This window comes from Nostoc sp. DedQUE02, assembly GCF_034531035.1.
Taxonomy (GTDB): Bacteria; Cyanobacteriota; Cyanobacteriia; order Cyanobacteriales; family Nostocaceae; genus Nostoc.
This window is the reverse complement of the sequence record NZ_JAVRBY020000052.1, coordinates 1-22,001: the sequence shown is the minus strand read 5'-3', so window position 1 is coordinate 22,001 and position 22,001 is coordinate 1. Positions and strand designations below refer to the sequence as shown.

At 40.6% G+C, this 22,001-nt stretch carries 22 protein-coding genes and 1 pseudogene; 13 read left to right on the top strand and 10 right to left on the bottom strand.

Translation table 11 applies throughout. The features are described from left to right. Nucleotides 1-21: 21 nt before the first annotated feature. From RMX98_RS28010 to RMX98_RS27975, 8 genes are all read left to right on the top strand, one after another. Complete coding sequence (locus tag RMX98_RS28010) at nucleotides 22-585, top strand: hypothetical protein (protein ID WP_322677837.1); 564 nt, start codon at nucleotides 22-24, stop codon at nucleotides 583-585. Between the two features lie 75 nt (nucleotides 586-660). Beyond that, on the top strand, nucleotides 661-2,394 hold the full coding sequence (locus RMX98_RS28005) for a VgrG-related protein (RefSeq protein ID WP_322677838.1): 1,734 nt from the start codon (nucleotides 661-663) through the stop codon (nucleotides 2,392-2,394). Nucleotides 2,395-2,507: 113 nt separating this feature from the next. Then, nucleotides 2,508-3,005 carry a PAAR domain-containing protein gene (locus RMX98_RS28000; protein ID WP_322677839.1) on the top strand — a complete coding sequence of 166 codons (498 nt, stop codon included), beginning with the start codon at nucleotides 2,508-2,510 and terminating at the stop codon, nucleotides 3,003-3,005. Between the two features lie 73 nt (nucleotides 3,006-3,078). Then, nucleotides 3,079-3,399 (top strand): hypothetical protein, encoded by a 321-nt coding sequence (locus tag RMX98_RS27995; RefSeq protein WP_322677840.1) that lies wholly within the window; start codon nucleotides 3,079-3,081, stop codon nucleotides 3,397-3,399. Between the two features lie 229 nt (nucleotides 3,400-3,628). Then, nucleotides 3,629-4,042, top strand: a complete 414-nt coding sequence (locus tag RMX98_RS27990) for a GPW/gp25 family protein (protein ID WP_322671276.1) — start codon at nucleotides 3,629-3,631, stop codon at nucleotides 4,040-4,042. Continuing rightward, nucleotides 4,039-6,234 (top strand): putative baseplate assembly protein, encoded by a 2,196-nt coding sequence (locus tag RMX98_RS27985; RefSeq protein WP_322677841.1) that lies wholly within the window; start codon nucleotides 4,039-4,041, stop codon nucleotides 6,232-6,234. Before RMX98_RS27990 ends, RMX98_RS27985 begins: the two co-directional genes overlap by 4 nt. Before the next feature lie 121 nt (nucleotides 6,235-6,355). Continuing rightward, a complete protein-coding gene (locus RMX98_RS27980; RefSeq protein ID WP_322677842.1) occupies nucleotides 6,356-7,387 on the top strand; it encodes a phage tail protein in 1,032 nt (343 codons plus the stop codon). 84 nt (nucleotides 7,388-7,471) lie between these two features. Next, a complete protein-coding gene (locus tag RMX98_RS27975) occupies nucleotides 7,472-8,671 on the top strand; it encodes a DUF4159 domain-containing protein (protein ID WP_322677843.1) in 1,200 nt (399 codons plus the stop codon). A 17-nt stretch (nucleotides 8,672-8,688) separates the two neighbouring features. Here the strand turns inward: RMX98_RS27975 and RMX98_RS27970 are convergent, their stop codons facing one another. From RMX98_RS27970 to serA, 3 genes are all read right to left on the bottom strand, one after another. Then, nucleotides 8,689-9,951 carry a hypothetical protein gene (locus tag RMX98_RS27970; protein ID WP_322677844.1) on the bottom strand — a complete coding sequence of 421 codons (1,263 nt, stop codon included), beginning with the start codon at nucleotides 9,949-9,951 and terminating at the stop codon, nucleotides 8,689-8,691. A gap of 111 nt (nucleotides 9,952-10,062) precedes the next feature. Then, the gene (gene prmA / locus RMX98_RS27965) at nucleotides 10,063-10,983 is read right to left on the bottom strand and encodes a 50S ribosomal protein L11 methyltransferase (protein ID WP_322677845.1); all 921 of its coding nucleotides are present in this window, start codon (nucleotides 10,981-10,983) and stop codon (nucleotides 10,063-10,065) included. 173 nt (nucleotides 10,984-11,156) lie between these two features. Further along, nucleotides 11,157-12,737, bottom strand: a complete 1,581-nt coding sequence (gene serA, locus RMX98_RS27960) for a phosphoglycerate dehydrogenase (RefSeq protein ID WP_322677846.1) — start codon at nucleotides 12,735-12,737, stop codon at nucleotides 11,157-11,159. Between the two features lie 802 nt (nucleotides 12,738-13,539). Between serA and RMX98_RS27955 the strand changes: the two genes are divergently transcribed. After that, the gene (locus tag RMX98_RS27955; RefSeq protein WP_409881916.1) at nucleotides 13,540-14,322 is read left to right on the top strand and encodes a Uma2 family endonuclease; all 783 of its coding nucleotides are present in this window, start codon (nucleotides 13,540-13,542) and stop codon (nucleotides 14,320-14,322) included. Between the two features lie 89 nt (nucleotides 14,323-14,411). On the opposite strand, the gene RMX98_RS27950 is transcribed toward RMX98_RS27955, so the two are convergent. From RMX98_RS27950 to RMX98_RS27935, 4 genes and pseudogenes are all read right to left on the bottom strand, one after another. Continuing rightward, a complete protein-coding gene (locus RMX98_RS27950) occupies nucleotides 14,412-14,837 on the bottom strand; it encodes a GGDEF domain-containing protein (RefSeq protein ID WP_322677848.1) in 426 nt (141 codons plus the stop codon). A gap of 183 nt (nucleotides 14,838-15,020) precedes the next feature. Further along, on the bottom strand, nucleotides 15,021-15,314 hold the full coding sequence (locus RMX98_RS27945) for a histidine kinase N-terminal 7TM domain-containing protein (RefSeq protein ID WP_322677849.1): 294 nt from the start codon (nucleotides 15,312-15,314) through the stop codon (nucleotides 15,021-15,023). 131 nt (nucleotides 15,315-15,445) lie between these two features. Continuing rightward, nucleotides 15,446-16,300, bottom strand: a complete 855-nt coding sequence (locus RMX98_RS27940; protein WP_322677850.1) for a bifunctional class I SAM-dependent methyltransferase/HIT family protein — start codon at nucleotides 16,298-16,300, stop codon at nucleotides 15,446-15,448. A gap of 68 nt (nucleotides 16,301-16,368) precedes the next feature. Next, nucleotides 16,369-16,856, bottom strand: a pseudogene (locus RMX98_RS27935) (hypothetical protein); the annotation flags it as partial. A gap of 105 nt (nucleotides 16,857-16,961) precedes the next feature. On the opposite strand from RMX98_RS27935, the gene RMX98_RS27930 reads away from it, so the two are divergent. The 3 genes from RMX98_RS27930 to RMX98_RS27920 are packed head-to-tail and all read left to right on the top strand — an operon-like array spanning nucleotide 16,962 to nucleotide 20,380. Then, entirely contained in the window at nucleotides 16,962-19,919 is a 2,958-nt protein-coding gene (locus RMX98_RS27930) for an NACHT domain-containing protein (protein WP_409881913.1), read from the top strand. A gap of 45 nt (nucleotides 19,920-19,964) precedes the next feature. Next, complete coding sequence (locus tag RMX98_RS27925) at nucleotides 19,965-20,162, top strand: type II toxin-antitoxin system HicA family toxin (RefSeq protein ID WP_322677852.1); 198 nt, start codon at nucleotides 19,965-19,967, stop codon at nucleotides 20,160-20,162. After that, nucleotides 20,159-20,380: a type II toxin-antitoxin system HicB family antitoxin gene (locus tag RMX98_RS27920; protein WP_322677853.1), complete on the top strand. Its 222-nt coding sequence runs from the start codon at nucleotides 20,159-20,161 to the stop codon at nucleotides 20,378-20,380. Before RMX98_RS27925 ends, RMX98_RS27920 begins: the two co-directional genes overlap by 4 nt. Before the next feature lie 76 nt (nucleotides 20,381-20,456). On the opposite strand, the gene RMX98_RS27915 is transcribed toward RMX98_RS27920, so the two are convergent. After that, the gene (locus RMX98_RS27915; RefSeq protein ID WP_322677854.1) at nucleotides 20,457-20,792 is read right to left on the bottom strand and encodes a XisI protein; all 336 of its coding nucleotides are present in this window, start codon (nucleotides 20,790-20,792) and stop codon (nucleotides 20,457-20,459) included. Further along, a complete protein-coding gene (locus RMX98_RS27910) occupies nucleotides 20,780-21,196 on the bottom strand; it encodes a XisH family protein (protein ID WP_322677855.1) in 417 nt (138 codons plus the stop codon). The genes RMX98_RS27915 and RMX98_RS27910 overlap by 13 nt, the downstream gene beginning before the upstream one ends. A gap of 125 nt (nucleotides 21,197-21,321) precedes the next feature. On the opposite strand from RMX98_RS27910, the gene RMX98_RS27905 reads away from it, so the two are divergent. Next, nucleotides 21,322-21,798 (top strand): hypothetical protein, encoded by a 477-nt coding sequence (locus RMX98_RS27905; protein WP_322677856.1) that lies wholly within the window; start codon nucleotides 21,322-21,324, stop codon nucleotides 21,796-21,798. A gap of 4 nt (nucleotides 21,799-21,802) precedes the next feature. Here RMX98_RS27905 and RMX98_RS27900 read toward each other — a convergent pair. After that, the coding region (locus RMX98_RS27900; protein WP_409881908.1) for a hypothetical protein at nucleotides 21,803-22,001 on the bottom strand (199 nt) is incomplete at its 5' end.

Here is a 22,001-nt window from a genome sequence, read left to right as displayed (position 1 = left end):
AATTTTTGGAGAAATACTCAAATGGCAAGTCCAGCAATTATTGTTATTCAAAAACGTCAACCGCAACTTGAGAAAGCTAAACTTGTAGCTTATAACGGTGAAGCGCCAGATATCGAATTAATGTTTAATCCTACAGATATTAGTTTCTCTCGGACTGTTAAATGGGAAAGTAAGGATGGTAATAGAGGAACTACTCTACTTCCGAAAGTAAACTTTTCTGGCGTGGAACCTTACAAATTTACGCTCAAACAGTTACTTTATGATACTTATGAAACAAAAGAGTCTGTGATGACGAAATATATAGACAAAATTAAGAAAGGCGTAGAAACTATCAGTAAAGCAACTGATAAACGACCACCTGTTTATATATTTACATGGGGAAACGAGTATTTTTATTGTGTAATCACGAGTTTAACCTACACTTTAAATATGTTTTTGAGTGATGGTACACCAGTAAGGGCACTGGTAGATATAGCCTTGCAAGAAGTAGATAAGAATAACCTTCCTGGAGGACGTAAATCTGCTTCTACAGGTGATGCTCGTGCGGGAGATAAAAAGGGACAAACACTGAGTAAAACAAAATAATTAAAGTGATAAATTAGTATTGATTTTGTCATTAAAAGCTGCTCTGAACATTTCATAAAATATAAAGTAATAATTATGCCTGCGAAAAAAAGTCTTTATTTAAGCGAACCTAAAATACAAATAGATGGAAAACAAGCTTCTCCTGAATTAATGAAGGATTTGTTGCAAATCACAATCGAAGAAAGCCTTCATTTACCAGCAATGTTTACGCTAGTCATCCATAACAGCTATATTCCCGCATCTGACCGACCAGAAAACAAAGCTTGGCGACATGAGCCTTTATTTAAAATTGGGAAAAAAGTTAAATTGGGTTTTACTTCTAGTACAACTCTAGATAATAACTTTCAAGAGGAGGTAGGAGAATTCCTCATTGAAGGCGAAATTACAGCGATGGAAGTTAACTTCAATGAAAAATCTGAAGCTGATATTATTGTTCGCGGTTATGATATTTCTCATCGTCTGCACAGAGGTCGTTACAATCGTTCCTTTTTAAATAAAACTGATAGCGATATAGTCAAGCAAATAGTTAAAGAAGTAGGTATAAACCCTGGCAATATAGATGCAACTGGTGAAGTTCATAAGTATGTCTTTCAAGAAAATCAAACCAATATGGAGTTTTTGCGAGAAAGGGCTGCCCGCATTGGTTTTGAGTTATTTATTACAGAGGAAAAACTCAATTTTTGCAAACCAAAAACTCAGGTATCTTTATCATTAAAATGGCTAGTTGATATTAATAAATTTAGTACCCGCGTTACCAGTGCCGAACAGATAAGTTCTGTAGAAGTACGCGCCTGGGACTATACCCAAAAAAAATTGATTAGTGGAACCGCCAAGAAAGAAAAGCAAATAACCGAGACAGGTAATCGGCTAGGAAGTAGTAGTAGTAATGCATTTTCTAATCTTAAGTCTCCCAAAATGATTGTTGTAGATAAACCTGTTGCCAGCAAAAAACAAGCAGATACGATGGCTCAGGCTTTGTGTGATGAACTAGGGGGAGAATTTGTTTATGCAGATGCCAAAGCAGAAGGGAATCCTGAGATTCGACCGGGACGAGTTATTAATCTTCAGGATATGGGCGATCGCTATAGTGGTAAGTATTATGTTACAGAAACCCGCCATTTCTTCAGTCAACGCGTTTATGAAACTTATTTCAGCGTGCGGGGACTACGTTCTGGTAGCTTATTCACAACTCTATCTCCAGAAAAACGTCTCCAGCCATCTGAGACTTTATTAGTGGGGATTGTCACTGATAACAAAGACCCAGAGGCATGGGGTAGGGTGAAGGTTAAGTTTCCCACGCTCACAGAAGAACATACAAGTGACTGGGCGAGAGTTGTAGCTGTGGGAGCAGGTAAAAATAGAGGTTTTGACTGTTTACCAGAGGTAAACGATGAAGTTTTAGTAGGTTTTGAGCATGGCGATATCCACCGTCCCTACGTTATTGGCGGAGTATGGAATGGCAAGGATGCACCACCAGAAAAGGTAAGGGATTCAGTTACAAGTGGTGTAAGATTACGCACCATTAAAACTCGTGTAGGTCATACTCTACAGTTTATTGAAGAAGATAAAGGAACTAGCAAAAAAGGTATTCGCGTAGAAACTGAATACGGTCACAAAATATATCTTAATGACAGTCAAAGGTGCATAGAGATTGAAACCAAAGGCGGTCATAGAATCAAAATGGACGATATGGCTAAATCTGTTTCAGTGAAATCAACAGGTAATATGTCATTAGATGCTGCCGGAAATATCGATATTTCAGCCAACGGTACGATTACAGTTAAAGGTGCGTTGATTCGACTTAATTAATTCGTAATTCGTAATTCGTAATTCGTAATTAACACAATAGGAGGTTGTCGTGGGTAGACCAGCTTAATTAATTCGTAATTCGTAATTCGTAATTAACACAATAGGAGGTTGTCGTGGGTAGACCAGCAGCAAGAATTACTGACAATGTGGCGCATCCTTTACCCCCAGTTTTAACAGGAGGGCCGGGTAGTCGCAATGTGTTGATTGGGTCTTTACCTGCGTGGCGGGGTGTGCTTGCTGCCGCAGTACCAGGTTTACAGTCTGCCAAAACATCTTCTGATGCAGCTATCCAAGCGGCTGAGGCTGCTACTTTAGCGGCGGCTGGTACACCAGGGGCACCTGCTGCCTTAGCTGCGGAACAAACTACAAAGGCAACATCAGCAGCTACTATGGGTAGTGCGATCGCTGCTGCTGCTGCTGGTGCTGATATTCATAATTGCGCCACACCCTTGCCCGTCCCTCCTCACGGCCCTGGAGTTGTGATTGACGGTAGTCAGACAGTGCTGATTAACAATCTGCCTGCCTGTCGGATGGGCGACACTGTTTTAGAAGCATTAGGGCCGCCGAATAAAATTATCAAAGGTAATCCCACTGTTTTGATTGGCGGCTGATTGGAGAAATAGGCACTAAATCAGCCGCAATTCGTGATTATTTACCTGAAAGAGGTTTGACTAGAGCAGAAAAATGATAAGTAAATTATTTCGGGGGATCGTTGAATTACTGATAGCAATAGTAGGTTTACAAATTTTTTTCTTAGAAATAGAGGTTATCCAGATATGGTTACAGCCTCCTTGGTTTGGTTTTTTACGAACTCCTCAGCTAGTAAAGGTTATGACTCTTCTACCGATTGCTAGTGCAGTTGAGGTTGCTTTGATATGGCTATTAGTACTTCTTAATGCTATCTCTCTCCATCGTGGTCTAATTGCTACTTTAATCTTGTTTATCTTGGTTGGAATTACTTTTTTAATAATATATTCTAATACGATTCAGTTACAGTTTAAATAAAGGTCTTTGTACTCAAGACTAGAAATTAACTGTAGTGCATCTCAATAATTTCTCACTCTTGTCTTAAACCTCGTTCCCAGTTTCAGAGAATTTTGAATACTTCAGCTACGCTCAGTACAAGTTTTGAATTTTGAATTACCGGGAGGGTTCGACCTTTGGCGAATAGGCTTAAACCTTCTGTGCCGATATCTTTGAAGATATCCATGTAACAGCTGTCTAAGTGCCAGATATGGTTTATGGTCGCGATCGAGCCTATTTGGGAACAGGTTGGGCTTATCCACTGCATTTAAACGTGCAAGGTGGGATACAACTTAGCCGTGAAGATCAAAAAGTTAAAGAATCTATTTGGATTATCCTCCGCACAGGTGTAGGTGAGCGGGTTTATCGACCTACCTTTGGTTCGCGCTTGTCGGAACTAGCGTTTGCACCTTTAAATAGCGATACCCTACTGCGAATCCGTCTTTATGTTTTGGAAGCTTTAGAAGTTTGGGAACCACGCATTACTATCGATGAAGTTATCACCGATCCCGATCCAGTGCGTGGCAGAGTGGACATCATCATCAATTATCGGCTCAAAGACAGTCCCGATATTTATAGTTTTGTTTATCCTTATTATTTGGTGTCAGCTGGGGAGGAATCGTGAACTTTGATTTTTTACCGAAATTACCTTCTTCCAACTTAGACGATCGCGCCTTTGATGATTTGGTGGAAGAATGTATTATGCGTATTCCTCGCTACTGTCCAGAATGGACTGACCACAACCTCAGCGACCCAGGAATTACGCTAATTGAGTTATTTGCTTGGTTAACTGACCAAATGTTGCTCAGATTCAACCAAGTACCTCGAAAAAATTATGTTGCTTTTTTAGAATTACTAGGTATTCGTCTCCAGCCTCCCGCCCCAGCCCGCACAGAATTAACTTTTTATTTAAGCGCTGCACTCCCTGAAGCCTACACGATTCCCGCAGGATTAGAAGCCTCAACTATCCGCACTGAAACCACAGAAGCAATTACCTTCAGCACAGATTCTCCTCTAATTATCGGCAAACCCCGCATCCAACATTTCTTAACTGCCCAAACTACCGAAGATATTCCCCAATCTCTGCGCGAAAGAGTTACAACTTCCTGGACTCGTCAATCTAACGGTTACTGGACAGGTAACGAACAACCGATATTTGAAGAGGAACCCCAGCCTGGTAACTGCTTTTATTTAGCAATTAATTCTGACGATCCTTTAGACGCTAATGTTTTAGAAATTATTTTCCAAGGGGCTGCGGCTACCCCTGCTGGGATTAACCCCAATCAACCACCCCGGAGATGGGAAGCTTGGGATGGGGAAAATTGGCAATCAGTTTTATTGCAAGAATCAGATGATAAAACTCGCGGTTTCAGTTTTTATGAAATCGCCCAAGAAGGTGAAAACCCGTCTCAAGGTGCAGAGGTACGTCTGCATTTACCGCAAATTTGGCCTGTGGCTAATTTTACCTCTTACCGAGGCCGCTGGTTGCGCTGTAGCTTTGTTTCTACAGAATCGAATGAAACTGGTTACAATCGTCCGCCACGAATTATTGGTTTAGCAGTGCGTTCAATTGGCGGTACTGTTAGGGCTAGCCATAGTACGCTGATTCAAGATGAGCGATTGGGAATTAGTGATGGTACACCCGGTCAGAGTTTCCAGTTACAAACAGCACCAATTTTAGAACGCCGAGAAGATGAGTATATTTTAGTTACTCCGGGTGGTGGTTTGCCGCAAAAGTGGACTGAAGTGAGAGATTTTGCTGATTCTGGGCCGCATAACTTCCATTACACCATCGATTCCATCACTGGTACAATCCAATTCGGGCCGCTGATTCGGGAACCGAGCCAACTTAAACAACAAACACAGGTGCGAACGCGAATTCAGCAACCATCACTAGATGACACATCTGTACAAGTTCTGGAAAATAACCAGTCGGAACATCAATATGGGGCAATTCCTCCCCGTGGTGCAGAGATTAGGATAGTTAGTTATCGTACAGGCGGCGGTAGAGAAGGTAATGTTCAAACTGGGGCAATTCAGTTTTTGAAGTCTGCATATCCTTATGTTGCTAGTGTGGTCAATCGCGTACCAGCAATCAATGGAGCAGATGCCGAATCGCTAGAACAAGCTGTAATGAAGGCTCCCCGCATCCTCCGCACGCGCGATCGCGCCGTCACTGCTGAAGATTTTGAAGTTTTAACTCAACAGGCGGGTGCTGGTGCGATCGCTCGCGTCCGGTGTTTGCCAGCAAATTCTCGCAGACAAGCTGGTATAGTTAGTTTACTGGTAGTTCCTTATGCAAATACAGATGCGATCGCCCAAGGCAATGGCATGACACCAGAAGATTTTGCCCTCAGTAATGCCCTGCAAGAGCAAATTTTGAGTTATTTAGATGAAAGACGCTTATTAGGGGTACAAGTAGAGTTACAAGAGCCAAATTACGTAGGCGTTTCGGTACAGACAGAAATTGCTCTAGAGCCAGCCTACAATAATCCTTTTGCCAGCGAAGAAATTCGTCGGAATTTAAGGCGATCGTTGTATAAATATTTAAATCCCTTAACTGGAGGAATTGACGGCAAAGGTTGGCCCTTTGGGCGACCAGTTTATACATCAGATATTGTCGCATTACTGCAACAAACCCCAGGCGTGCGTCATTTAGGCCCCGTCTTGCTATTTCCCATCCGCAAGCAAGGAGAAATTTGGCGACGACAACCGTCACCAGAACAATTGATCGATCCGGGATCGGAAGGTTTGATCTGTTCTTGGGCTGATACAAATCTGCGTTCCAATCACGACATCCAAATCATTAATCGTTAATTTGTCATTTGTCATTTGTCATTGAGTATGGGGATTGAATCTTCAATTTTGAATTTTGAATTTTGAATTTTGAATTGATTTCTCCCCTGCTCCCAATCCCCAATCCCCAGTCCCCAATCCTATGGTTCAAAGTCGCTCTAGTCCAGCTGTAAGCATTCAATTAACGCCAATGCAAATTCCCGAAGCTTTACCTGTGGCAGGTTTAGCATTTGCAAATGCCGAAAACATCGATGTAGCTGGACGTAGTTTGCTTTTGCATCCTGGACATCCCAGCGAGATGATTGTGCAAGTACAAAACTTGGAACAACGTCCTTTGCGGGTAAGCTTAAGCGTTGAGGGAAACTTCCCATCCCAGTGGTGTCAGATTGGTACAGAAGGCAGTGAGATACCGCCTCGCGGACAAATGGATGCTGTTCTCCACTTCTCAATTCCCGACACATTTTTTGAAGACCAAGAAGCAATTTCCCCTGGAAAAAAAGACAAACTAACACTTAATTTTCGCAGCTTAATTACTCTACACATAGACCCAGGTACGGACAACGAACAAATCGAGAGAAGCGAGTATTTCGATTTATACATCCGTCCCTACACTGCCTACATGGAATTCTTGCCAATTTTGTATCGGGAAGTAGACTTCATTGGTCGCTTCATGAAAATATTTGAGCAAGCTTTTCAACCAATAGTTGATAGTTACAACGTCATGTGGGCAAATCTCGACCCCTTGACAGCACCGCAAGCATTACTACCCTTTATGGCTCATTGGGTTGCTTGGCAGGTAGATTCCGTTTGGGATCTCCAGCAACAACGGCGTTTAATTCGCCGAGCCGTAGAACTTTATCGCTGGCGAGGAACTCGTAAAGGATTGCGTCTCTACTTGCATCTTTATACTGGTTTACCGCTAGACGAACATTTACCGAATGAAGCTGATAAACATATTAGTATTACAGAACCTTTCGGCCCAAGTTTCATTATAGGAGATGCACAACTAGGAAATGCAGTTTTGGCAGGCGGACAACCATACCATTTTATAGTGCGTTTGCGTTCAAATATTTCTAGTGGCATCATCAACGAAGAACTTATTCAAAGAATAATAGAACAAGAAAAACCTGCTTTTTGCACATACGAATTATCTATCGAAAATCCCTTTCATTAAATAGTTCGTAATTCGTAATTCGTAATTTTTTAAAATTAAACAGACTATTAATCCAAAATCTAAAATCTAAAATCCAAAATTGCTATGTCCCATCCTTTCCCACCACCACCAATTAAATCCTTTGAACGCTTGCAAGCCGCAGACGGCTTACTAATTAATGCGGAACGTTGGCGCACAGCGCATGAATATCACCGGAATCGGCAAAATGCTCAATATCAAAGTTTAAATCAACCAGGAATTGTCTGCGGTTTAGGCGTGCGAGATATAACTGCCCCAAGCCAAGTAGAAGCTAGATATCGAGATGGACGTTGGGTGCAAATTCAACCTGGGATTGCAATTGATTTAGCAGGTAATCTAATTGTTGTACCGACTTCTTATGATTTTCCCATCGATTTAGAAGTAGTAAGTTCTGAACCACTCATGATTTACTTAGTAGTTAGCTATGTAGATCCTGATGAATTGCGGCGCGGACAGCAAAGAGATATTGTTCAAGAAACTTATCGAATTGACCAAATAAACTCTACACCAGCTAGTTCAGAAATAGAAATATGTCGAATACTCCTACAACCAGGACATACTGACATTACCCAACCTGCGGATGCTTTCTTTCCTGGATATAACAATATTGATTTGCGTTATCGCCGTCAGGCACAAATGCGTCCTCAAGCACTTGTATGTATGGCGCAGGCGAATCATAGCGATCCTGAATGTGCGCGTAATTTTTTCAGTCTTTCATATTTATTACAAGCAGTAGAACCCCTGTACCCAAGTTTGCGAGGTGCTGATGAACCAGGTCAGGTTTCTTTAGCAGAAAATATCCAAGACTATGACATCCTTTATCTCACAGGTGGACAGGCTATATCTTTAAATAGTCTCGAATTTGAATCCCTCAGAAATTACTTAAATTTAGGTGGTGTACTTTTAGTTGATGCACCAACAAATGCAAATCCTTTGATTGAGAGTACTCAAGCATTAGCACAACAGTTAGAGAGTCCTTTAAGACCTTTAGAAGAATTGCAACGGAGTCATCCTTTAAGGACAAAACCTTTCTTATTTGCTGCTTTACCAATGGTTAATCAACAGCAGATTAAATTGTTGATTGGTGGAGGAATTATTTTAGTAATTGGAGATTTAGCAACTGCTTGGGGATTGGATAGAGATTTGAGTTTACCCAGATTGACCATTCGGACAGCCCAGGAATTAGGTATTAATATTCTTCATTATGCTTGGAAGCGGCGACAGTTAATTGGTTTGCAACAAGAAGATAATTCAGGGCAGTGGTGAAAGCCAACTTAGTAAGATTATTGAGTTTGGTTGTTTGCGATCGCACTATTATTTTTATCGTGTTCGAGTTCTCTCATTAGAGAATCAAAACCACTGGTGTTGTTTCCACTTTGGGAAAATAAAGATCGAATTTTATTAATTATCGCACTCATACTATTGGAGAAAAACCGACCGAGATTATTAACAAAGTTTTTCAGTTTTTCAAAAATCGTCACATCTACAGTGGAATACTTATTAATAATTGGATATACAATTTTTCCTTTTTCTGTTTGATAGTATTCTTGTTCAGGCATCAACATTGATGTGAGTGGTTGCACCTGTTTTGCCATATCAGCTTCGGTTCGTTTATTGCTGAGGAATAAAACATCATAAATTTTTCCATTCCAGCTAGCCCAATAATGGTTTTGGAAAAACCATCGTTTTCCATCATCACAATTAGGTTTTTTCCCTTGATATGGCGTAGCTCCAGCTTCACTCAAAAAAGGTTTGGCGATACTTTCAATTGTAATTTTTTCAATGCCAAAATACTCTTCTGCAACTTTTTTAAAAGCACGCGCTAATGTCTGACAATCTCCTTCTGGAGAGCCTTTTAGTAGAGTTTCTGGACTCTTACTCACCATTGTGTATTGAAATTGGATATTTACAAAGTTTTTGAAAAGTTGTTCCAGTATTTTATCTTGTGGCAATGTGTCATCTATACCATTGACTAGTGTTTTGGCTAGTGAATATTCTTGTAAAAATTTTTGTTTTTTATCTGCTGAGTTATTTGCTGCTAATATTTCTTCAGACTTTGCTTGTTCGTTTTTAACGCCTGCATCTTGGTTTTCCAAAGCAGCTCTATTAATTTGGTTGACTACAGAAGTAGCAACACTATCCGCCTCTTGCTCATATCGATCTTCTGATTGACCAATAGTCAGTTTTGGCTGTATTTCTCCTATTGACACGCTATCAGCACGTTTTATCGCCATTTTGCTCAGGTTATGACCAAACTGGGAAGAGTGTTCCTTACCTTGCTGCAACGACTCACTCATCTTTGTTTGCAATACAGTGAGTCGCTCTTGTCCCTCTGGCGTGATTGTGCCATGCTTGGCTTGTATTTGGAGTTTCGTTGCCTCAAACTGATATTGTTGAAATTTCTTATTTTCTACCTTTGCCTGTACTATAGCCTTGTTGGAGCCAAGTTGAGAGTGAGTAGTTAATAAATGCGATTGCAACTGACTATGCTCTAACGAATAAGCGGATGAGTCAGCTTTTTTGTGGATTTGTAGCCGTTCTTTCATCGCTAGTTTCAAAAGTCAATAGTGGGTAATCTATATATTATGTCACTTGCTTAAAGATCCCCGGCTTCTTAAAAAAGTGGGGATCTGCGGATTGCGATAATTTCTACCGAATTAAGAACGCCGTACATTTAAGCAACACCATTCTTTGCGTTTCCATAGGGTAGCGACAACCCAGCCATTTTCTTCTAGAGCATCAGCAACAGCTTTAGATTGTTCCAGTAAAATTCCACTGAAGATCGCCCAAGTTTCAGGTTTAGCGATCGCACTCATTTCTGGAATCAATTCAATAATCACATGAGCCAAAATATTGCAGACAATACCATCCACTGGGCTTTCAATTAATTTTTTCAAAACGTCTACACTTCCCAGTGCAGGTAGTAAACGTTCTGGGCTAATATCATTCAGCGCACCATTACTGATAGTTGATTGCACCGCCAAAGGGTCATTATCTACCGCATAGACTTTCTCTGCACCCAGTAGCAGCGCCCCAATCGAAAGGATACCGGAACCACAGCCAATATCCGCAATTACCAGATGTTCGTGTTTGCCACTATTACCCACAAAGGACTGCGGAACTCCACTCAGCCGCATTTCCAGAGATTCCAAACATAGCTGAGTGGTGGCATGATTGCCTGTTCCAAATGCTACACCAGGATCGAGGCGAATTACTAACCGTTCGGTTGTTTCTGGTAATGGTAGCCAAGCAGGGTTAATTAAGAAGCGATCGCCTATTTCTTGGGGATGCCAATATTGTTTCCAGCTAGTCGCCCAATCTTCCTCATCAATTAACTGCCATTGCAGTGAGGGAGATGAAAGTCCTACACAGAGGGCATCTTGACGCAGCCATAGCGACAGTGCTGCTAAATCTAGCAGTTGCGTTTGAATTGTCGATAAGTAAGCCCTGACTAAAGATGAATTTCCTTTGTTTTCACTAGCTGTACCACGACAGCCAAAATCTTCCAGTCGCCAAAAGATTGAATCTTCTAGGTCTGGTTCACATAAAATCTGTAGTTCCCACCAGGTGTTTGCCATTTTTTAGTGCTGAGTGCTGAGTGCTGAGTGCTGAGTTATGAGTTTGAGAGTTAGGAGTTAGGAGTTAGGAGTTCTCCTGTTTAACTGCTCACTCCTCACTATTGACTCCTAACTTTTTCACTCAGCACGGGCTTAACGCCCCGCTACCGCTAACGTTACTCAGCACTCAGCACTCATAGTGTTACTGTATACGCGTCCCGGATACCAGGGACTTTTATAATCTCATTCAAAATGCCCTCTGGTAAAGGGTCATCTATACTCAGAGCCATTACGGCATCACCACGGACGATTTTACGACCTACTTGCATACTGGCAATATTTACATTAAAACTGCCGAGTAGGGAACCAAGTTTGCCGATAATCCCAGGCATATCGCGGTGCAGAGTAAATAACATATATTTGCTGGGTGGGACGTTAATCGGGAAACCATCAACGTCAGTGAGGTGGATTTCCCGCTCACCCAACAAAGCGCCTGTGACAGAATGAGTACCTAAAGTACCGGTGGCTTCTAAATGCAGTGTGCCGGCATAGTCTCGAATGGAAGCATCGCGGGTTTCAATTACCCGAATTCCACGTTCTTTGGCTTCTATGCTGGCATTTACGTAATTTACTCGTTCCCGCAGAGCTTGGTAAAGTAGTCCTTTGAGGGCAGCAACGATCAAAGGCTGACTTTTGTTGGTCGCGAGTTCCCCTTGCAGTCGAATATTGAGTACTTCTACCCGTCCGCCAGCTAGTTGTCCTACCAGATTACCGAGAGTTTCTGCCAGTTGCATATAGGGTTTGAGTTCTTCCAACACATCGGGGCCGAGTCCGGGAATGTTGACGGCTGAACGCGCCGGTAGTCCTAAAAGGACATCGCGAATTTGTTCGGCAACATCAATGGCCACATTCACTTGAGCTTCTGCTGTAGAGGCTCCCAAGTGGGGGGTGAGGATGATTTCTTTGCCTAGCGATCGCAATTCCGATTCACCCAGTGGTTCTGACTCGAACACATCCAAGGCTGCACCGCCGATTTTACCTGCTTTCAGAGCTGCTGCTAAAGCTACCTCATCAATGATCCCACCACGAGCGCAGTTGATAATCCGGGCTGTAGGTTTCATCTTTGCCAAGGTTGTGGCATTAATTAAGTGGGTGGTTTCTGGGGTTTTCGGGATGTGTAGGGTGATATAGTCTGCTTGCTGGAAGAGTAAATCTAGCTCAACTAACTGACAGCCAAGTTGTTCGGCTCGTTCTGTAGAAATAAATGGGTCATAAGCTAGGAGTTTCATCCCCATTGTCTTAGCTACCGCAGCAACATGGGAGCCAATTTTACCCAAACCGACAACGCCGAGAGTTTTTTTGTAGACTTCCGCACCAACAAAGCTATTGCGATCCCACGCACCGCGTTTCACCGAAGCGTTAGCATCGGGGATGTGACGAGACAAAGCCAAAATCATCGCTAGTGCGTGTTCGGCGGCGGCAATCGTGTTTCCCTCTGGAGAATTGACTACCACAATTCCCCGACGTGTGGCAGCAGGAACATCCACATTATCCACACCCACACCAGCACGACCGATGATTTTTAGCTGGGTGCCAGCTTCAATGATTTCTTGGGTGACGCGTGTACTAGAGCGAATCATCAGCGCGTCATATTCACCAATAATTTCGATCAGTTCTGCTGGTTTTAGACCTAGTTTGACATCAACGGTCGCAACTTGCGAAAGAATGTCAATTCCAGCTTGGTCAATCGAATCTGAGACAAGAACCTTAGACATGATTATTTCATTTAAAGCTACAGGTTTTGCTGCACAAGACTTTTTAGTTTAGTCTTTATCTGTCGCAATTCAGCAAAAATTATTTGTTTGAATATCAACTTAACCTTTACTTACACTACGTGCTGATGGTATCGAAGCGTAAGTTCTCCCGGTGGGTACTGCCTCCTAAATATTTTAAGATGAGTGGCTGTTTGCACCACCCTGTTGCTAAATATAAAGCATTAATAGCACTAAGCACCTATATATTTATTAATAGTTAAGAGTTACCAAAATTTTATCGGCTCGATAAACTTCCTTGGCGGGGTAGAAACGCTTGTATTCTTGATTGAGCTGTAACTTTAGATTAGCAATGCTATGCACACCAGGAAAGGAGCTAGGTAACTATTATATCTGTCTAATCTTGTCTGTTTCTCAATACCACAAGTGGTATCACTTAGTCAAAGCAAAACATTGCATCATTAAGATAATCGGATTGTGACAGTTAGAATTTAAGCATCAAATAAATTTTATTGCTCATGATTGTGACAGATTTAAGATTGTCTAGTAGTTAAAAACTGTCAATAAGTATCACTAGAGTGATTAATATAAAATAGTAAACTAGTAATTTGTCAAGCTAATTTTGAGAGTTTGTAGTAAACACTTCAGTGCTTAAAAAACCAGGGTTTTAGTCCTGATTACGAACTTGTTCACGCCTCTTAAACTAATGAGACAGATTACTATTGACATCGCAAGTTGAGAAATCGCTATAATTCTGGTGAGCCAAATAGAGCCAAATATCCTTTGAGTTTTGGGGAAACCAGCCATGTTAGAGTACAACTTGCCAAGGTACTTGCCCTCAGCCGAGGAACTACCAGACTCTGATGAAACGCCTGTGGATAATGAACTACAAGAATTAATACCAGGCTTGCTGAAGGCGATCCTGCTGATACTTTGGTCAGAACGCATGGATTGGCTCTTTGGCATAGATATGGGTATTTATTATGACCCCGATAAACCGGCCATTGTGCCAGATGGGTTTTTGAGCATAGGGGTAGAGCGGTTTTATGATGAGGAACTGCGTCCCAGTTATGTGCTGTGGGATGAAAATGTTGTACCGATTTTCGTCCTAGAAGTAGTTTCCCAAAATTATCGCAAGGAATATACTACTAAATTGGCTGAATATGAGGCTTTGGGTGTACTTTACTACGTGATTTATTCCTCTCGTCGCCGCCGCAAACCCCATTTGGAAGTACATAAGTTAGTTAATGGTAAATATGAATTGCAAGAGGGAAACCCTGTTTGGCTGCCAGAAATTGGCTTAGGAATTGGTTGCGAAAGGGGAAATTATTGCGGTGTAACGCGAGAATGGATGTATTGGTATGATGAGCAAGGAAAACGATATCTCACGCCCGCAGAACAAGTAAAACAAGAGACACAACGCGCTCAACAAGAAGCACAACGCGCTCAACAAGAAGCACAACGCGCTCAACAAGAAGCACAACGCGCTCAACAAGAAGCACAACGCGCTGAAGTTGCAGAACAAAGAGTGCAACAATTGACAGAACAATTAAGAGCGCTCGGAATAGATCCAGATAATCAGGCTTAACTGAATATATTTGGCAATATTTTCAACAAAACTTAATTTTTAAGTTTTGTTAAATTTGTGTATTTTTTCATAAATGATTATTGAAATTTCTACATCTCATCAATTAGATTGCACACGCTTGATGTAATTGCGTCCATGTAACTTAGCAGCATATAGCGCTCTACTACTTGTAATAACTCATCAGTGGTTTTTCCATGATCTGGAAACATGGCTACTCCACCCGAAACTGTTGTATGTATTTGTTTACCTCCAGATTCCAACTGTGCAGCTTGAAAGGATAACCGGATCTGTTCGGCGTGCTGAAATGCTTTCTCTTGTGTCAGTCCTGGTAAAGCCAATACAAACTCCTCACCACCATATCTACACACAATGTTTTGAGAATTACTATAGTTGCGAAGAAGGTCTGCAAAAGTCTGAATTACGCGATCGCCAGCCTGATGACCAAATGTATCATTAATATTTTTAAAATAATCAATATCCATAATTATTAAGGCAACTCGATCATAATCTCGCATTGCTCGCATTAGTTATTGTGGGAATATCTCGTCAAAATAACGCCGATTAAACAAGCCTGTCAGTCCGTCGCGCAAGCCTGTTCTTGTAACTGAACCTATAATGTTTTAATTTCGAGTACCTGTTTTTGCAAATATTCATTTGCCTGTCGGAGTTCAAATTCAGCCTGATAACGTTGGGTAATGTCACGCAAAACAAGCAAAGGCCCTGTTAACTGTTTGCGCTGATTGTGTAATGAGGTAAATTATACTGCCTGAACTAACGTACTCCAGCTTTGACCAAAATATTTTTTCTCGAAGCAGAATTGCTGCTTCCATTGCTGCAACTGTAGCGTATCCTGCGATCGCTAGCATCATCGAAATGAAAGGCTTGCTAGCCAAACAAATTGAGCGACGCTGCCAAGCTGCAAAAGCAACAGTAGCTGAGATGATTACAGTCAGGCTCAAAATAACAAAGTAGAGATTGCACTGAAAAAGCATGGTGACGATGCACTTAAGAGACTTACTCAACCTGATGAGATAAGTTTGAGTAAGTCATGCTCTTCTAGTAATTTTTATAATTACTTGAAAGCAGTCAATTTACAGCAGAATTCTGAATTATTACAGAAAAACTATTGTTTTTTAGGAATAACTTTCCTGATTCCACTTTTAGCAGAGACAGTATCACCTTTGTAGCGAGGGATAATATGAATACTGGCGTGCATAATATTTTGACCTGCGGCTCTATTGATGTTCATTCCTACATTAAAGCCATCAGGCTCAAATTCATTTTTGAGAATTTCTTGTACTTTGTTTACCATAAACCAGCAAGCAGATTGCTCTTTAAATGGTAGTTCAAAATAGCTGCTAACATGACGTTTAGGAATAATTAGAACGTGTCCTTTGCTTATAGGATAGCCATCAAAAATAGCATAAGCTGTCGCTGATTCAGTTAATAGTTTAAGATTTTTATGAGGATTACAGAATATACAATAATTAGACGAATTTCGCTGATGATTATAGTGAATATATTCATATAACTCCCGATATTCGTCTAAGCAAACTGAAGTAAAAGGAAGTTTTACCATACATTGATAAGTAGGTTTTTTATGAACATAATGCTCTCGAAACCCTTCTTTTTTAAGATCCCTTCTTACAGCGTAATAAGCTTTGCCTCCTGGTTTTAATAAATGTGATACTTCCATAATAACATTAGTTTGTTCTTCAGGAAATAAAACATTTAAAACATAAAAGCAAATTATTGTATCAAATTTAGTATTAGGATATTCTGGAAAATAATAAGGGTCGTAGCCTGTAATATCACAACCCTTTTGGCGCAATATTTTAACATCATTACCAAAGCCACAACCAAAGTCCAGTATTTTGCCCTGGAGAAGGTTTTGATTTAATAAAAACTGTGCCGGAAATGATAAGTAACTTCTTTCGATCGCAGTAAGATGACTGAACTGATTTTTTTGCTGTTTCATAGAATTTTGGTGCTGATGTACCAAAATTATTATTCCCAGCATCCCTTGAAGTTATGCGATGTCTACGATTGTCCATTTTGTAAGCAGCGTAGTTCTATGCTGGGTTCGTAAGGGTCGTAGGTTACGTAGGTTGGAACTTGGAGTATCTTTTCGTAATAATAGAGTTTACCGTAGGGTGGAGTTGAGCGGACTGATAGTTCTCCGCCTTCTGTGTCTGAGAGAAATTCCGTCACTACAGCCACAGCAGCGCCTTCTAAATTCGGGGTGTAGCTGTGACGAACTACATTTGTTCCCACAGACTGCACTTGAGGGACATAAAACCAGTCTGGGGCTTTGACAACGATTTTTTTGTTGACTGTGGCTACAAGTCCAAAATTAGAGCCAATTAGCATCTGGGGTTGGATGCGCCTGCGGTTCCCAAAGCATCGGTAAGCGCAGCAGCGATCGCAGGTTGTTGAATATTTTCCACTGGATCGTCGGGTAAAATGAAGTCGGCAGGAAGTGCTTCCCAAGTAACAGTAGGTTCTTTTTGGATGGGGTTAATTTGTAAAACCATAAAATTACTCCTAATATTAATGCACAGTTATTAATTACTTTTAACAAATCTTCAGGGCGCATAACTGTGCATCCCTACTAGAAATCTGGAAAGATTCTCTGACAGATGTATATACTCGTAGTCAAGCACTTAGCAGGCGTGAGTATGATAGTTGAGTGGTTTACTCTCTGGATAGGTCAAAAAGCGGTTGGATTTCTTGTCAAAACTATTATCAGCGAAGAATTTTTCAAAGATTTAGTCAAGGACTACGCTAAAGATTTTTTCAAAAATATCTTTAATAATGCTGTAACTGTGCCCTTTAAGCAAGAACCGCTTCAGAAAGCTGTAGTTATGGCGCTGACAGAATTTTTGCAAGCAATGCAGCAACAGTTAAAGGTTCGTTGCAAACTTTCTGAAGGTGAAATTCAAAATTATGCTGAAGATATCAAGAAATTTATTCGTGATAAATCGGTTAAGGAAATTCTTGGTCAGGCTTTTGATATTAAATGTGATTTTTTAGATTTTAAAATACTAGCAGATAGTTGGAAAAGACTTCAAATCAAACCTCTCCCACCTAAATTTAACTGGCAAACAATTACAGAACAGTATCTCATCCAAGTTCAAGATATTCTTTCCGATTCAGAAGAGTTACGCTATATCTTAGAACTTCAAAAATTATCTAGTATTGACAAGACTTTAAAAGAAAACGCTGATATTCCCAAGGATTTTAATTTACCACAATATTTAGAAACTATTCGTGAACGCTACGGCAATCTCAAGTTAGATAGTTTAGAAACTACAGCCCGCGAACATCCGGTAAATTTATGGCAAATGTTTATCCCGCAAAATGTGCGCCAAGTTTATCAGGTTTTACCCGAACTTCCTAAAGAGCATCTCCGCCGGCTACAAGAAAGTAACCAATTAGATGCAGAATTTGAAATAGATAAAATTAAAGAAGAATTAGAAGGCTATAGACGCAATTATTCAGAACAGCCAATACGCTCAGTATTAGATGTTATCCGCGAGAAGCAACGCAAGAATTATCTAGTTATTTTAGGCGATCCTGGTTCTGGCAAGTCTACATTGTTGCAATACTTAGCGTTGGATTGGGTAGAAAACACTCTCGAACAGAATGATTTTAATCTGCCAATTCCTTTGCTGATTGAACTACGCCATTATATGCGCGATCGCGATGCAGGTAGTTGTAATAATTTTCTCCAATTTTACCATAATAGTCCCAATTGTTTCTATCACCTCAATCAGCATAAATTGCATGAGCAGCTAAAGGCTGGTAACGCTTTGGTCATGTTTGATGGTTTGGATGAAATCTTTGAACCGACGAAGCGGGAGGAAGTAATTACCTCTATTCATCGCTTTACTAATGAATATCCCGATGTGCAGGTAATTGTCACTTCTCGGATCATCGGCTATAAGCAGCAACAATTGCGAGATGCAGAGTTTCGCCACTTCATGTTGCAAGATTTAGAACCAGCACAGATTCAAGATTTTATTCAACGTTGGCATGATAAAACTTTCAGTCAAGCCGAAGAAAGAGATAAGAATATCAAACGTGAGCGGCTACAAAGAGTAATTAAAGAATCGAAAGCAATTGCCGAACTAGCACAAAATCCTCTGCTGTTAACCATGATGGCAATTCTTAATCTCAAGCGAGAATTACCTAGAGATAGAAGTGAACTGTATAAAGATGCTTCAGAGGTTCTGCTGCATAATTGGGACGAGGGACGCAATTTAAAGCCAGATGAACGTCTGGATATTATTGATTATAAAGATAAACAGGCAATGTTGCGTCAAGTTGCTTATCAAATGCAAACCAGTGAAAAAGGTTTAGCTGGCAACATTATCTATGCGGATGATTTAGAAGCAATCTTCACTAAATATCTGCAAAGCATACCAGTGAGTGATGCCAGAGATAAAGCCAGACGGTTGATGAAACAACTGCGCGATCGCAACTTTATTTTATGTTTCTTGGGTGCAGATTTCTATGCCTTTGTGCATCGGACTTTTTTAGAATATTTCTGTGCTTGGGAGTTTGTCTGGCAGTTTGAGAAAGAACGCAGCATTACAATTGAGTATCTCAAAACTGAAGTATTTGGCAAACACTGGCAAGATGAAACTTGGCATGAGGTATTGCTGTTAATTGCGGGAATGATTGAGCCAAAATTTGTTGGTGAAATTCTTGATTACTTAATGGCGCAAGATGGGGAAGAGGAAAAGTTTATCAACCTGTTTTTAGCGGCTAAGTGCCTTGCAGAAGTGAGAAATCGCTCGGTGATTACATTAGTGGCTAATAAATTACTTGACAAACTTAAAGACTTAACTAAATATGACCTCTGGTACTATTACGAACCCTATGATGATGAAGAAGAAACTGAGCTAGTTCAGGAAATTCGCACTCAAGCAGTTGCAACAGTCGCCACAATTTGGAAAGATAACAGCGATACCTTACACTGGCTCAAAGACTGCGCCACTACTGATAATGAAGGAGATGTGCGATGTGCAGCAATCGAAGCATTAGCCAGCAATTTCAAAGATGACCCGGACACCCGCTCGATTCTCAAAGACCGCGCCACTACTGAGGATGAATGGGATGTGCGAGATGCAGGCATCGAAGCATTAGCCAGCAATTTCAAAGATGACCCGGACACCTGCTCGTTTTTTAAAGACCGCGCCACTGCTGATGATAATGAGTATGTGCGATATACAGTTCTCCAAGTATTAGCCAGCAATTTCCCAAATGACCCAGACACCCGCTCGTTTCTCAAAGACCTCGCCACTGCTGATAATGAAGAATATGTGCGACGTATAGCCATCCAAGCATTAGCTAGACACTTCAGATATCAGCCTGAATTGTTTGAAATTTACTACAACTGCGCTGTCAATGACCCCTTTGAGCGTAAGGACGACTATGAAACTAACCCTCGGAGCATTGCACTTGAGATAATTATCAAGCAATTTCCTCAGCATCCCCAGACTTTACCACTGTTGCGCGACAGAGCAGAGAATGACCCAGATGAGCTAGTGCGAAAGTTTGTTCAACAGAAGTTAAAGGAGTGGGGAGAGTAAATGTAAGCTGAGTATATGCCCAAGAAAATCAGAGAATAGAAAAGCTTGTTGCTAGAAGCAGGGTTTACATACCGTTCTGGAAAAGGTAGCCATACAAATTGGTATCATCCCCTGCTATCTGGGAGAGTTACTATATCAGGTAAAGACGGGAATGATGCTAAAGCTTACCAAGAGAAAGATGTTAATAATGCACTCCAAAGGTTAAAAGAAATTAAAAAGGCTCAAGAGGAAGAACAAGAATGAATTCTCACTACACAATAATTATTCAGTGGTCTGATGAAGATGAGTGTTTTGTTGTCAGTCTTCCTGAATGGGGATTTTGTCATACTCACGGAGATACTTACGAAGAAGCTTTCAAAAATGCTCAAGAAGTTTTAGAAATGCTGATTGAATCATCTTTGGCTGACGGTCAACCTCTACCAGAGCCAAAAACACTAGAAAAGTCCTTAAAAGTAGCATAACTCTAAAGAGCGTAGTTTACCGCCGTAGGCATCGCTCAACATCTACCCAAATAATCCTAAGTTATAGTTTGTTGGTTTAACCAACGGCATAATCTGTAAATTGTCGTTTGAACGGTGAATGAAAGCCGACGACTATATCCTGCTTGGGGATACCTAAATTCGCTAAGTCTTCTCCTACTTCATTTTCTGTACCGTTATGTTGCAGCCAAACTTTACCATCTTTGATATCTATATGTAAAAAACAACCATAAACACGGCGCTGATTTTTCCAACCGACATTCACAAGTTGGTAGTGGTGATGTTCTTTGTCAAAAATTAATTGAGTTTCAATTTCGGGGTCTTGATTAGCATTTGCAGCATATTCTTCGATAAGTTGCTGAATTATTTTTTCATATTGTGTTAGTTTATCCATTCGACAATATCCTCCGTCACTGGCTGATAAGTAATCAATTTAAGTTGATATGTTTTGATAATACTTTGTACAAGTCTGATGGTGAAAAAAGACGTGTATGTATCGATGGGAACTGCTAAATAAAGAATACGGTCTGGTTCTTGTTCAGATAATGCTAGCCGATAATTAATAAACTGTCCTAAAGCGGTGTGAAATTCTGAAATAACAGACGTTTTAAAAAAGCTTTTAACTTCAACAGCAATTTTTTCTCCCTCTCTTTCTGCTGCAAGAATTTTTTCTGCTCCTAAGTCTATGTACATATCCCCTAACTCAAAACTAACAGGTAAGGGATCATGAGTAATTTTCCACCCTTCTTTTTCTAGCGAGCGCTTAACTGCATTATGAAAGATATCTCTAGCTGGCATGATGCAACATCATAATAAATATACTAAAAATTCTAATCAAAAGATGTACCATCGCATTTACTCTGGGAATCATATACTTAGCAACTCTTGCTACTGACTCTCTACTATCCCCAGGTAATTATACGATGGACGATCGCAATATTATAGGCACTCTTTCCCCAGAAGATATCCAAGAAATTAAAGCAGCACTACAAATAATTGAACAAAAGATGCCGTTTCTCATTGCTTTAACTGCACAAGAACGCCGCAAGTTATTCAAAATGGGCGATAAAAGTCTAGCTTTTGTTACCAATAGCGTTAACGCTGCTCAGTCTAACCGTGAAATTCTCCCACCCAGTTTTGATATTGAGCAATTTATCGAGAATTATCAACTAGTCACCGCACTCAGCGAACTTTTAATCTTAATTCAGCAGCTCAATGAACAAGTAGATGATACCATGTTAGCTGTCGGTAGCCAAGCGATGCTCGGCAGTTTGACAGTTTATGATTACGTCAAGACAGCAGCGAAAAAGACTCCAGGCTTAAAGACTGTAGCAGAATTGTTGAGCGATCGCTTTAAAGCTATTAGTAAAGGTAGAGCAGCAAAAACTTCCGGCTCTTGAAAAATTAATACTCGTGAATGAGGCTTTTTGCTTCATTCATCCATCTTTTATACTCATTAATGAGTCTTTTTGCTCCATTCATCCATCTTTGATACTCATTAATGAGGCTTTTTGCTTCATTCATCCACCTTTGATACTCATTAATGAGGCTTTTATCTTCATTCATCCACCTTTGATACTCATTAATGAGGCTTTTATCTTCA

Coding starts and splice junctions, on each gene's coding strand:
- RMX98_RS27940 (WP_322677850.1), bottom strand. CDS start 16,300: ATGAAACAGCAAAAAAATCAGTTCAGTCATCTTACTGCGATCGAAAGA.
- RMX98_RS27975 (WP_322677843.1), top strand. CDS start 7,472: ATGTCCCATCCTTTCCCACCACCACCAATTAAATCCTTTGAACGCTTG.
- RMX98_RS27990 (WP_322671276.1), top strand. CDS start 3,629: ATGGTTTATGGTCGCGATCGAGCCTATTTGGGAACAGGTTGGGCTTAT.
- RMX98_RS27945 (WP_322677849.1), bottom strand. CDS start 15,314: ATGCTTTTTCAGTGCAATCTCTACTTTGTTATTTTGAGCCTGACTGTA.
- RMX98_RS27970 (WP_322677844.1), bottom strand. CDS start 9,951: ATGAAAGAACGGCTACAAATCCACAAAAAAGCTGACTCATCCGCTTAT.
- RMX98_RS27955 (WP_409881916.1), top strand. CDS start 13,540: ATGTTAGAGTACAACTTGCCAAGGTACTTGCCCTCAGCCGAGGAACTA.
- prmA (WP_322677845.1), bottom strand. CDS start 10,983: ATGGCAAACACCTGGTGGGAACTACAGATTTTATGTGAACCAGACCTA.
- serA (WP_322677846.1), bottom strand. CDS start 12,737: ATGTCTAAGGTTCTTGTCTCAGATTCGATTGACCAAGCTGGAATTGAC.
- RMX98_RS27930 (WP_409881913.1), top strand. CDS start 16,962: ATGTATATACTCGTAGTCAAGCACTTAGCAGGCGTGAGTATGATAGTT.
- RMX98_RS28010 (WP_322677837.1), top strand. CDS start 22: ATGGCAAGTCCAGCAATTATTGTTATTCAAAAACGTCAACCGCAACTT.
- RMX98_RS27910 (WP_322677855.1), bottom strand. CDS start 21,196: ATGCCAGCTAGAGATATCTTTCATAATGCAGTTAAGCGCTCGCTAGAA.
- RMX98_RS27920 (WP_322677853.1), top strand. CDS start 20,159: ATGAATTCTCACTACACAATAATTATTCAGTGGTCTGATGAAGATGAG.
- RMX98_RS27915 (WP_322677854.1), bottom strand. CDS start 20,792: ATGGATAAACTAACACAATATGAAAAAATAATTCAGCAACTTATCGAA.
- RMX98_RS27980 (WP_322677842.1), top strand. CDS start 6,356: ATGGTTCAAAGTCGCTCTAGTCCAGCTGTAAGCATTCAATTAACGCCA.
- RMX98_RS27995 (WP_322677840.1), top strand. CDS start 3,079: ATGATAAGTAAATTATTTCGGGGGATCGTTGAATTACTGATAGCAATA.
- RMX98_RS27905 (WP_322677856.1), top strand. CDS start 21,322: ATGGACGATCGCAATATTATAGGCACTCTTTCCCCAGAAGATATCCAA.
- RMX98_RS28005 (WP_322677838.1), top strand. CDS start 661: ATGCCTGCGAAAAAAAGTCTTTATTTAAGCGAACCTAAAATACAAATA.
- RMX98_RS27950 (WP_322677848.1), bottom strand. CDS start 14,837: ATGCGAGATTATGATCGAGTTGCCTTAATAATTATGGATATTGATTAT.